This window comes from Actinopolymorpha alba DSM 45243 (genome assembly GCF_000373925.1).
Classification (GTDB): Bacteria; Actinomycetota; Actinomycetes; order Propionibacteriales; family Actinopolymorphaceae; genus Actinopolymorpha; species Actinopolymorpha alba.
Genome location: NZ_KB892755.1, coordinates 82,336 through 94,225, shown reverse-complemented (window position 1 = coordinate 94,225; position 11,890 = coordinate 82,336). Strand labels below are relative to the sequence as shown.

Here is an 11,890-nt window from a genome sequence, read left to right as displayed (position 1 = left end):
ATCCCTCCGCTCCCGCCTGGGTTTGCTGACATGCTTCCCGGTCCGGAGTTGGTGGTGGCGTTCGCTGCTGTCGATCGGGACGCCTGTAATGGTTTCGAGCTTGGCGTGTTGCTTCAAGCTGCGCGGAAGGTCGCCTGTTGGGGCGAGTCTTTGAGTCTTGCTGTGACTGCTGTGTTGGCGCACTGCCCGCCCTGCTTCAAGGATGATGAGGCGGAACGCTCGTCTGTGCCGGAGCCGCGGGCGGCTGAACTGTTGTCGCCGATGTTGGGGTGGACCAACTACCGCAGTGATCAGTTCATGCTGATCGCGTTGGCGCTTACCGACCTGCCGAACACCCGGCAGGCGCTGGAACGCGGTGAGTTGGAGTTTTCTGAGGTGCGGACGATCGTCGACCGGCTCACCCTTCTGCCCCCAGCTGACCGCACAGCAGTGGATGAGGCGATCTTCCCTGAGGTGTTGAAGCTGCGGGCCGGGCTGTTGCGGTTGCATATCGAGGCCGAAATCTTGAAGGTGAATCCGGAGGCTGCGAAAGAGCGTCACAAGCGGGCCCGGGAAGACCGGGGTGTGGACGTCTACCCGTCGCTGGACGGCGTCTGCGACCTGCGGATCCGTGGGATCGCCCACGACGTGGCCGCCCAGATCTGGGGATACCTGGACGCCATCGCCCGGACCATGAAGTCCTCCGGCGATGAGCGGACCTTGCCTCAGCTGCGCGCTGATATCGCCGCCTCCCTGCTGTCCGGCCAAGCCGATGTGATCATCTGCGACGGCGAGGAAGAAGCCCGCGAAGGCGCCGACAGTCATGAACAGACCAGCGCCGATGCTGAGAGTGCCAGCGAGGACTGCGACTGCGAGAACGGCGACGGGGAGAACGGCGAGGATCCGGCCCTTGTCGAGGGTCCTTTGAGGACCTGCTCGATGAGCAGGACCAGGTCAACAACCCTGCCCAAGCCGAGGACGCGCAGGATGACTCTGCCACCGAGCAGGGCGGGTGCCGGCACACCGGGTGCGGCCACGACCTGCACCTCGAGGGTTGCCCGTGTGAGGACTGCAAGCCCGCCACCTACACCCACCCCCTCGACCAGCCCCGCCGCAAGCCCCGCAACGACAGGCCGGCAAAGCTGCTGGTGAGAGCGGCGCTGATGGGGATCCGATCCCCGAGCAGGAGATCCCGCTCGCGTTCCGCCCGTGGAGAGCGGGGATCAAGGCGAAACTACAGCTGAATGTGCCGTTCCCGACGCTGATGGAGTGGGCGAAGCGGCCAGCAGAGCTTGGCGGGTTCGGTCCGATCTTCACCGAAGTGGCGAGACGGCTACTCGCCAACCACCTCGACAACCCTGACGCGATGTTCGCGGTCGGGGTCACCCACCCGGTGACAGGCCAGTTGTTGAGTCTGCATCCGATGGCGAAACGTTTCCTACGCGGTCTCCCGGCGGCGCTGGTTCAGTCGCTGAACCAACGCTGCACCTGGATGCTATGTAGACGACCCGCCATCAGCTGCGACCTCGACCACACGAAGCCGTACTCCGAGGGTGGTGAGACCTCCGTCAACAACGTGGCACCACTATGCCGACGCCACCACCGCGTCAAAACCGAAGGCGACTGGAAGGCCGAGCAGACCAGCCCAGGCCACCTCACCTACACCGACCCCCACAGCCGGCAATACACGGTCACCCCACCACGCCTCACCGACCCCGTAGAACCCGCCGACCCCGACCCGCCGCCCTTCTAACCAGCGCGGGACGACGCGGGACAAACAAACAAACCGGCAGGCTCGAGAACCCTTACAGAGAAGGGGTTTCGAGCCTGTCTGCGTGTCCGAGTCAGCATGGCCCATTGATCATGAAGCCAGAAAGGGCTATGCGTCCCGAAAACCTTCATGATCACGATCATGATCACAAGAAGGGGCGGGTGGGCGCAGGGATCAGGGGCGGCCCGTGAGCGCGGCGGGCAGGGGTTTCGCGTGGACGATATGCAGGCTCGTGACCGCACGCGTGAGTACGACGTACAACCGGTGAAGCCCCCTCGGCTCCGCCTCGACGATCCGGGCCGGCTCGGCCACCACGACCGCGTCGAACTCCAGCCCCTTGGCCAGCATCGCCGGAACACACACCAGCCGCCCGGCCTCCAAAGCGTCCAAGGCGTCCTCGTCCTCCTCCTCGCCCTCGCCCGCTCCGAGAAGCGCGGCGTCCAGCCCGCGGGCGAGCAGAGCGTCGCGAAGGGCGGCGATCTCGTCATCAGCGGCGATCACCGCAACCGACCCCTCGCCCTCAAGCGCCTTGCGGCAGGCGGATACCAACGTGTCAAGGAGACCTTGCTCTGCGGTCTCGGTGATCCGCAGCGCGTCCGGGATCTCGCGTACCCCTCGTGGTGCACCGAGAGTGGGCGCGATGGCCGGCAGCAACCGCCCGGCGAAGTCGATGATCTGTGCCGGCACCCGGAATCCCCGGTCAAGCTCGGCCAGCATCGCATCCTGCATGCCGAGATGATCGAGCACCTGCCCCCAGGAGCCGGTCGCCCACGGCGTCGTGGCCTGCGCGAGATCGCCAAGGACAGTGGCGGATCCGGTACGACAGCGCCGGCCGAGCGCGCGAAGCTGCATCGCCGAAAGATCCTGCGCCTCGTCCACCACGAGGTGACCGAGCGAGCCGGCACGGCGTTCGATGAGTTCGGAAAGCTCGTCCAGGAGTACGACATCTGCCGTCGACCATCGAGCCGACTTCCACGAACGCGCGGGTTTGGGCCAGAGCAGATCAGCCTGCTCCTCCGGCGTGAGGTCGTCGCCGGCCGACGCCGCCAGGAACTCCGCGTCCGACAGCAGCCTGAACAACACCTGCTCGGGAACGAGCCTGGGCCACACCTCGTCGATCAGTTGCTTGACCGGCTTGGATCTGGCCACGGCGTTCTGCACCCGGTCGTCGGGCGATTCACCACGCCGCTCCATCCGAAGCAGCACGGCATGCGCCACCCGCTGCGCGACCGCATTCCTGCCCGGGCCGTAGCTGGTGGAACCGCGTACCGCCGACACGATCTCCTGCACCTCGTAGTCGGGTACGCGATACCGCCGGGATCCCTTGGCATACAGGATTCCCTCGGTCGGCGTACCCACGTGCGACCACAGCGCGCGGCGCAGCACCCGCACCATCCGGGCATCGCCCTTGACCCGGGCCGCGTCGAAGGTCTCCGCGTTGGCGAGCTGGGCCTGACCGAGCAGTTCATCCACCGTGGCCTGCCTGACATCGACCTCGCCGAGCGCGGGCAGCACCTTGCGGATGTACGACAGGAAGGAGCGGTTCGGCCCGACGATGACCACACCGCCGCGGCTCAGGCGTTCGCGTTCGGTGTAGAGCAGGTACGCGATGCGGTGCAGGCCCACGGCGGTCTTGCCCGTACCCGGCGCACCCTGCACACACAGCGACGGCTGCAGGGGCGCGCGCACCAGATCATCCTGCTCGGGCTGGATGGTGGCGACGATGTCGCGCATCGGCCCGGTGCGCGGGCGTTCGATCTCGGCGCGCAGGAACGCGTCAGCGGCGTCGTCCGCGGTCTCGTCCACGGTGTCGGGCTCGCGGGCCCCGCCGGTACCGCCGGCCCCATCGGCTGCGGCGCGGTCGAGGAGTTCGTCGTCGAACGCCGTCAATTCGGCCGAGTCGGAGTAGCCGTAGCGGCGGCGCCGGCGAACGCGCTGCCGGTCGGTGGGTGTGGCGCGGTAGAAGGGTACGGAGACGGGTGCTCGCCAGTCGATGACCAGCGGCGTACCTAGATCGTCGTGCACGTGGCGGCGGCCGATATAGATCTGGTCAGTCTCCTCCACGGTGCCGGATTCGTAGTCGAGCCGCCCGAAGAACAACGGCACGTCCGGCAGATCCACGAGCGCCTGCGCCCGAAGCCAGCGCGCCCGGAGGTAGGACTCATTGGTGAAACGCTCGTCGTTGTCCTCGCCGCCGATCCGCGGCGTATCGCGGGACACGACATCCTTGTGCATGAGAGCGAGGGCCGCGCGTGCTCGCGCGAGATAGTCACGCTCGATCTCGAGTTCTGAATCTTGGGTATGCGGGGATTCGATTTGGACCATCGGAGGCAGAGCTCCTTGTGAGAACGCGCGGGAACAACGGACTGGCGGCAATCGTCAGGGTCCCGCCCCGGAATATGATCCGGTTCGTTTCGATCCACTGAAGCGCGAAAAACAAACCGCTCTCGAAAGAGCGGCTTCGGGAGCTACCAGACATGGCGAGCCCCCGCTACCCTTATCCGCCGAGCCGCACAGGCCGCACGATCCGCCGGGCCACACAGGCCGACGCATAAGGGGCGGGGATTTCCCGACGGGGAGCCAAGGTGATCATCCGGTGCGCGGGTCCGGAAATGGCCGAAGGGTTCAGAACCGATACCGCAGAATCCAGCCGCTGTTCCGCCAGGCCGGGACCACGTTGATCACCGCCACCAGAAGGCGGTAGTACAACGAGGCGTGTGCGAGCAGGCCGCCCTCTCCCATGCGGTGTTCGTCGACGTAATGCAGCCGATCATCCAACTTCTCGACGCCGCGTGCGTTCTCGATGGTCCATTTCAGCTGGACGCCGTACTTTTCGAAGACTGGTTCGGGACGCTTTTCTCCTCGCTCCTTGATCAGCGGCGCGTACGCGTTGAAGACGAACTGCCCACGCGGGAAGTGATCGATGATCTGCTGGAACACCCGCCGTACCTCATCCTCGGCGAGGAACATCAACAACCCGTCGGCCACGACCACCACTGGCCGGTCGCCAGGGATCCGCGCGAGCCAGTCAGGATCGACGGCGGACGCGGCTATTCGGCAATGCTCGGCGCGTTCGGGATAGAGGCGGTCGGCGATTTCGATGACTCCCTGGAGGTCAACGTCGTACCACAGGTGACCGGGCGCCGGATCGACCCGGATCACCCGACTGTCCAATCCGCATCCGAGGTCCAGGACGATCGCATCCGGATTCTCTGAGAGGTACTCCGCCACCCACCGGTCGAAGGTCCGCGAGCGTTCTCCGACGGGATAGCGCGAGAGGGCGAAGCCCTTCTTGAACTCGGAGAAGTCGAAGTCCAGGGAACGGACGATCCGGTCTGCCCACGGGTCACCGAGGATGGGGTGCGGGTCCTTGGCATCCAGCCAACGGGCGTACAACTCGATCAGCGCGGTCACCTGGATGTCTGTGAAGGTAACTGGGATCGCGTCCATGTGGGTTCTCCCACTCGGATCAGAGGAACAGCCGGGTCAGGCGGTGGGTATGTCGCGACGGCGCAGGGCGGCGAGGCCGACCCCGGCCAGCCCCACGGCGACGACCAACAGCCACAGCACCGGAGTCGCGGCGACCTCGCCCCCAGGGAGGTGAGGAAGATGGGTGAACGGTGAGATGTCGAGCACCCACTGGTCGAGACCCAGCGCGCTGCCCACCAGCCCGAACACCAGGCAGATCACCAGCGCACCCCAGCTGGCCGCCGCGAACCGCGGCAGCAGGCCGAAGATCAGGATGGCCGTACCAGCCAGGACCCACACCGCGGGTAGCTGCACCAGCGCACCGGCCAGCACTCTGGGCACCTCGCGGCCGACGTTCCCGGTGTTCAGTCCGTGCGTCAGCCCCATCGCCAGGCCGGCTGCGGCGAGGGTCGCGGCCGGGCCCAGCAACGAGAAGACGAAGTGGCTGGCGACCCACCGCAACCGGCCGACCGCCGTACCAAGCACCGGCTCGGCGCGCCCGCTGGTTTCCTCGTCCCGCATCTTGAGCGTGGCCTGGATGGCGTACGCCCCGGCGATGAGGCCGAAGAAGCCCATCAGGCCGGCGAGATAACTGTCGATAAGTCCGGACGCGCCGCCGAGCCGGGCGAAGACGTCCTCCATCTCGGGTGCGTCGTGCACCAGGTCCCCGATGTCGGCGGCGAGGTAGCCGAGTACGACACCGAGCGCTGCGAACCCCGCGACCCAGCCCGCCAGCAGGCCGCGGTGCAGCCGCCAGGACAACGCAAGCGGCGTACGCAGGCGAGGCGATGCCGAGGCGGGACCGAGCCGGGGCGGCAGCAGGCCGGCACCGACATCGCGCCGTCCCGACAGGGCGACGGCCGCCACGACGAGCACGATGGTGAGGCCGGCGGCGAGCGCGACGGGCCAGATCACGTCGTCGCGGTAGGGACGCATCCGCTGCACCCAGCCGATCGGCGACAGCCACGTCATCCAGGCGAGCGGACCGTTGGACATGCCGCTGATGTCACCGACGATCCGGAACACGTACGTCGCGCCGAGGGCGGTGATCGCGGTCCCGCGCGCACTCCCGGCCCCACTGGTCAGCTGGGCGGCCACGGCGCCGATCGCGGCGAACATCCAGCCGATCGCGGTGAACTCCAGGCCGAACGTCAGGGATCCGGCGGTTGGGAGGCCCTGGCCGATCATGCCCACGGCGAGCAGGCCGCCGAGGACCAGGTTGGCGCCGAAGGTCGCGATCAGGGCCGCGCCGAGCGGGGCGTGCCGGCCGACCACGGTCGCGCCGAGGAGCTCGCGGCGACCGGCCTCCTCTTCGGTGCGGGTGTGCCGGATGACCGTGAGGATGCTGAGCAGGCCGATCACGATCGGGATGAAGCCCGCTCGCCAGGCGACCAACTCGGCAAGGCTCGAGCCGAACAGCCGGCCGTAGAGCGCGACGAAGCCCGCGTTGTGCGCGCTGGCGTCGGCGTACTGCTGCCGCGCCGCGGCCGTCGGGAAGAGCTCGTTGATGGACGCGACGTACGAGATCGGGACGAGGCCGATGAAGAGGACCCACAGCGGCATGAGCACGCGATCGCGCCGCAGGATCAGCCGGATCAGTTTGCCGGTGCCGGTGAGGCCGTTCATCGCGCCACCTCCGCGCCGCTGGCTGCCGCGGCCCGGTCGTAGTGGCGCAGGAACAGCTCCTCCAGGGTCGGCGGCTGGCTGACGAGACTGCGTACGCCCGCCGCGGTGAGGTGGCGCAAGGCCGGGTCGAGCGCGGCCGTGTCGACGTCGAAGCGGACCCGGCCGTTCTCAGCCCGCAGATTGTGAACGCCGGGCAGGTCGGCCAGGCCGTCGGGCGCCCTGGACAGCTCCGCCTCGATCGAGGTACGGGTCAGGTGGCGCAGGTCGGCCAGGGTGCCCGTCTCGACCGCCTTGCCGTCGCGGATGATGGTCAGCCGGTCGCAGAGCGCCTCGACCTCGGAGAGGATGTGGCTGGACAGCAGGACGGTACGGTCGCCGCGGCGCTGCTCCTCGTGGATCGCCTCACGGAACACCTCCTCCATCAGCGGGTCCAGGCCCGAGGTGGGCTCGTCGAGGAGTAGAAGCTCGACGTCTGAGGCGAGCGCGGCGACGAGCGCGACCTTCTGGCGGTTGCCCTTGGAGTACGAGCGTCCCTTCTTGCGCGGGTCCAGGTCGAACCTCTCCAGCAGGTCGGCGCGACGCCGTTTGTTCAGCCCGCCACGCAGCCGGCCGAGCAGGTCGATCACCTCTCCACCCGAGAGGTTCGGCCACAGCGTGACGTCACCAGGCACGTACGCCAGCTGGCGGTGGAGGGCGGTCGCGTCCTCCCAGGGATCCCCGCCGAGCAGGCTCACCGACCCGCCGTCCGCGCGCAGGAGGCCGAGCAGCACCCTGATCGTGGTGCTCTTGCCCGCGCCGTTCGGTCCGAGGAAGCCGTGCACCTCACCGGTGCGTACGACCAGATCGAGGCCGTCCAATGCCGTGGTCGACCCGAACTTCTTCACCAACCCGTTCGCCGAGATGGCGTTAGTCATCGTGCTCTTCCTCCCGTGTGCGAAGCCCTGCTCCGCGCTGTGCGTGATTCGGTGGATCATTGGGCCCGGTCGAGCGCGGCCCGAGCCCTGGCCGCGTCTTCCAGGCTCATGAGGGGATGCGAATAAAGGTCCAGCAGGATCCGGGAGAGCAACCGGTCTCCCTCCGGGCTGGACAGGTCGACGCCCAGGCTCCGGCCCACGTGGTCGTAGAGGAGCCCGACACTCAAGGCCATCGCGGTGCCGACGGTCGCCCGGGCCCTGCGGTCGACGTCGGAGGGGTCGGGGCGGTCCTTGTCGAGAACGGCAAGCCACTGCTCCGACATACGGACCATCTCGTCGAACAACTCGGTTGCCGAGCCTTCGATCAGGGCTCGCGCGAGGTAGCGCTGGTACTTCGCCATCGTCGCCCGGGCGGCATACACGTAGCGCGTGTCGCTGAACGTGGGATCCGCCCAGGCCTGGTCGTTGAACTGCCGGATCACCTTCAGCAGGTAGTCGTCACACGCCTCGCGCAGCGCCTGCTTGGAACCGAAATGGTGGCGTACGAGCCCTGACGAGACACCAGCCGTCGTGGCGATTCCCCGGATCGTCGCGCGTTCGAAGCCGTGCTCGCCGAAGTGGTACATCGCCGCGTCCCTGATCCGGGCGCGGGCGGTGAGGTCCTCGGGGTCCGGTCTCGACGTCGACACCTTCGACCTTCCTATCCCTACGTACAGCTAACTACTCGACTGTGAAGGATGCTACACACCTGTGCAGTCGCTGTCCAGCCACCTGCCCCGCGCTGCCCGGCCGACCCCGCCCCCGGGGAGCACCACCCGCCTATCGGCACCAGGGCTGACCGGGGGCGGCTCGTGACTCTTAACCCATACAGCGAATTCCTCGATATATTGAGCGGCATCTCTGTGTAAAGGTGATGCCGATGCGCGACGTCCTGGACCAGGTTGTGTCCTGGTATTTGACCGGTGACACCTTCGCGCTCGCGACGGTGGTGAAAACGTCCGGCAGCGCTCCCCGCCAACCCGGAGCCACGATGGCTGTTTCTGGTGACGGCGAGGTGGTCGGAAGTGTTTCCGGCGGTTGTGTCGAGGGTGCGATATATGAATCCGCCCAGCAGGCGATAAAGACCGGGCAGCCGATGCTCGACACGTACGGCATCAGTGACAACGACGCCTTTGCCACGGGACTCACCTGTGGTGGCGAAATTCAGGTCTTCGTCCAACCGATGAGTCGACAGTCGTTTCCCGCATTCACGGAGGTGGTGGCGTCAGTCCGGGCTCACCATCCGGTCGCGCTGGCCACCGCTATTGCCGTCGCCCCCGCGATCGTCGGCGCCGATTCGGCCGGCGCGCAACGCGTCATCTGGCCGGATCGGGCCCTTGGCTCACTTGGGTCCTCCGGCCTCGATCGCGCTGTCGACTCCGACGCCCGCGGCCTGCTGGCGCAGGGCGTGACAGGCCAATGTACGTACGGCCAGCAAGGCGAACGCCGCCGGGACGAGGTCGCCGTGTTCGTGCGGTCATTCGCGCCACCGCCGCGGATGCTCGTCTTCGGCGCCATCGATTTCGCCGCCGCCGTTTCCCGGGTCGGCAAATTCCTCGGCTACCACGTGACGGTCTGCGACGCCCGCGGGATTTTCGCGACCCGCCAGCGATTTCCGGACGCGGACGAGGTCATCGTTAACTGGCCGCACCGATATCTGGCGGAGACCGTTGTTGATTCACGTACGGCGATCTGCGTGCTCACTCATGACCCGAAGTTCGATATTCCACTCCTCACCGCCGCCCTGCGCACCCCGGCCGGTTATGTCGGCGCTCTGGGCAGCCGGCGCACCCATGACGACCGGATCCGCCGGCTGCGGGAAATCGGCGTGACCGAGGAGGAATTGCAGCGGTTACACTCCCCCATCGGTCTCGATATCGGCGCGCGTACTCCCGAAGAAACCGCGATATCCATCGCGGCCGAACTCACCCAGATGCGCTGGGGCGGGACCGGCCGGCCACTTTCAGTGACCGCCGGCCCCATTCATCACTGAGACCTCTCCTTATGTCGGGCCATCGCGCAGCGCGGCGAGGACGCGTTCCGGTGTCATCGGTAATTGCCGGACCCGAACGCCGGTCGCGGCGAAGACGGCGTTGCCGATCGCGGCGGGGATGGGTCCGATGGTCGGCTCGCCGGCACCCCACGCGGGCTCATCCGGGCGGTTGAGGAGGGTGATCTCGATGGCGGGTACCTCGCTGAACCTCAGCACGGAGTACTGCGGCGTGGGATTGGACTGGTTCTGCTGCCACAGCACGCTCGTCACTCCCCGGGAATCCAGCCGGACCTCCTCCTTCAGCGTCCGGCTGATCCCCTGGATCACGTTGCCCTCGATCTGGTGACGCAGACCGTCGGGGTTGACGACCAGCCCACAGTCATGGGCGACGACGACCCGGGGCACGCGAATCGCGCCGGTGGCCGCGTCCACCGCGACCTCGACGTACGTCGCGACGTAGGTGAACTCCGTTTCGTAGCGGGCGAACGCGAGACCGGCACCTCGGCCGTCCCCACCCCGCGGTCGCGAAGCCCACGCGTCGCGCAACGCCTCGACCACGGCGCGCGCCCGCGGGTCGTCGAGCGAACGCAACCGCAGCTCGAGCGGGTCGACCCCACCCGCCGCGGCGAGTTCGTCGAGGAACGACTCGTTGGCGAAGGTATTGGAGAACCCACCCAGCGACCGGAGAGCGGTCGAACGCAGGAAGCGGTAACGCAGCGGGGCGGCCGGAACGTTCGAGGTCGGGCCGGTCGTCTCGAAGCTGCGGACGAGATGGGCGATGAGCCGATTGTTGGGGAACGCGTAGGTGACCGGCGCGTTCCGGCCGCCGCTGTTGCCCGCCGCGGTCGGAAGGTTCGCGGGGAGCGAGCCGGTGAGGATGCCGGCGAGCACCGTTCCCGGGCTGCCGTTGGGCCGGCTGCCGTGAGTCGGCGTACACACGACGTGCTCCCAGGCGACCACCTGGCCGCCGGTGATGCCGCCGCGCAGGTCGTGCGCCATCGCAGGGCCGAGCGGCTCCCAGCCGTGCTCGTCCTGGCGAGCCCACTGCACCCGGACCGGCGCGCTGACCGCCTGCGACAGCAGCGCCGCGTCCGCCGCCACGTCGTCGGCGCCGTTGTGGCCGTAGCAGCCCGAGGCCTCCGCGTACCTCACGTGCACCGACTCCTCTGGCAGGGTCAGGAGATTGGCCAGCGTCCGGCGGAGCGCGAAGACCGACTGCGTACCCGACCAGACGGTCACCTGGACACCGGTCTTGGCATCCGGAGCCCGGCGTACGTCGGCGACCGCGCACGACGGACTCATCGACGCGTGCATGTGGAACGGCGTGTCGTAGCTCGCCCGCACCTGGACGCCGGCGTCGTTGAACGCCTGGTCGACGTCGCCGACCCTGACCTCTTCGACCGTTCGGTAATGGTGGTTGGGATCGCGCAACGCTTCGGGAAACGTCCCCTGCGGGACGAGCGGCTGCCCGTCCTGCCAGGTGACCCGGACGCCGGCCGTGGGGTTCGCCGCCTGGATGGCCGCCCACTCGGTCTCGGCGACCACACCGACGAATTTGTCCCGGCGTACGACAGTGACAAAGCCCGGAATCGCCTTCACGCGCTCCAGCGAGTCGGGCTCGATCGAGCCGAACCGCGCATTCCGGCCGGCGGGGCGGATGACCCGGGCGTGCAGCATGCCAGGAACCTTGACATCGTGGACGAAGGTGAAGCGGGCGGTGACCTTCTCGGGTAGCTCGACGCGGGCGACTGACCGCCCGACCACGCGGTAGTCGCCTGGAGCGGTCAACGGCACGTCCGGATCCGCGACCAGCACGGCATCGGTCTGGGCCAGCAACCGCTCATACCTGACCTTCCGCTGGGTTCCCTTGACCGAGATGACGCCGTCGTTCGCTGTCAACTCATCCTTGCCGACGCGGAAGTACGCCGCGGCGAGGTCGAGCAGTGCCTGGAACGCGGTCGCCGCCGCTCGGCGTAGCTCGGGCCCGCCGTTCTGGATCGTCTTGCTGCCAGCGGTCGTCCCCTGGTCCGGGGTCGTCCGGGTGTCACCCTGCACGTAGCGCACCCGACCGTTGGTGAGGTGGAGTTCCTCGAGGACGAT

The 11,890-nt window shown here is 67.7% G+C and carries 9 protein-coding genes; 3 read left to right on the top strand and 6 right to left on the bottom strand.

The features are described from left to right. Positions 1-1,131: DUF222 domain-containing protein (locus B141_RS51490; RefSeq protein ID WP_237742722.1), on the top strand; the 1,131-nt coding region annotated here is incomplete at its 5' end. A gap of 94 nt (positions 1,132-1,225) precedes the next feature. After that, positions 1,226-1,732 carry an HNH endonuclease gene (locus B141_RS50325; protein WP_020576429.1) on the top strand — a complete coding sequence of 169 codons (507 nt, stop codon included), beginning with the start codon at positions 1,226-1,228 and terminating at the stop codon, positions 1,730-1,732. Between the two features lie 192 nt (positions 1,733-1,924). On the opposite strand, the gene B141_RS0117250 is transcribed toward B141_RS50325, so the two are convergent. The 5 genes from B141_RS0117250 to B141_RS0117230 form a co-directional block, all read right to left on the bottom strand. After that, positions 1,925-4,075, bottom strand: coding sequence for a HelD family protein (locus B141_RS0117250; RefSeq protein WP_020576428.1), 2,151 nt, complete (start codon positions 4,073-4,075; stop codon positions 1,925-1,927). Positions 4,076-4,375: 300 nt separating this feature from the next. Then, positions 4,376-5,200: a class I SAM-dependent methyltransferase gene (locus tag B141_RS41185; protein ID WP_020576427.1), complete on the bottom strand. Its 825-nt coding sequence runs from the start codon at positions 5,198-5,200 to the stop codon at positions 4,376-4,378. A gap of 36 nt (positions 5,201-5,236) precedes the next feature. Continuing rightward, positions 5,237-6,844, bottom strand: coding sequence for an ABC transporter permease (locus B141_RS0117240; RefSeq protein ID WP_020576426.1), 1,608 nt, complete (start codon positions 6,842-6,844; stop codon positions 5,237-5,239). Beyond that, entirely contained in the window at positions 6,841-7,758 is a 918-nt protein-coding gene (locus B141_RS0117235; protein WP_020576425.1) for an ABC transporter ATP-binding protein, read from the bottom strand. The genes B141_RS0117240 and B141_RS0117235 overlap by 4 nt, the downstream gene beginning before the upstream one ends. A 56-nt stretch (positions 7,759-7,814) precedes the next feature. Beyond that, positions 7,815-8,447 carry a TetR/AcrR family transcriptional regulator gene (locus B141_RS0117230; protein WP_020576424.1) on the bottom strand — a complete coding sequence of 211 codons (633 nt, stop codon included), beginning with the start codon at positions 8,445-8,447 and terminating at the stop codon, positions 7,815-7,817. 230 nt (positions 8,448-8,677) lie between these two features. On the opposite strand from B141_RS0117230, the gene B141_RS0117225 reads away from it, so the two are divergent. Beyond that, entirely contained in the window at positions 8,678-9,790 is a 1,113-nt protein-coding gene (locus B141_RS0117225; RefSeq protein ID WP_020576423.1) for an XdhC family protein, read from the top strand. 9 nt (positions 9,791-9,799) lie between these two features. Here B141_RS0117225 and B141_RS41180 read toward each other — a convergent pair whose 3' ends face one another. Then, positions 9,800-11,890 (bottom strand): xanthine dehydrogenase family protein molybdopterin-binding subunit, encoded by a 2,091-nt coding sequence (locus B141_RS41180; RefSeq protein WP_272944082.1) that lies wholly within the window; start codon positions 11,888-11,890, stop codon positions 9,800-9,802.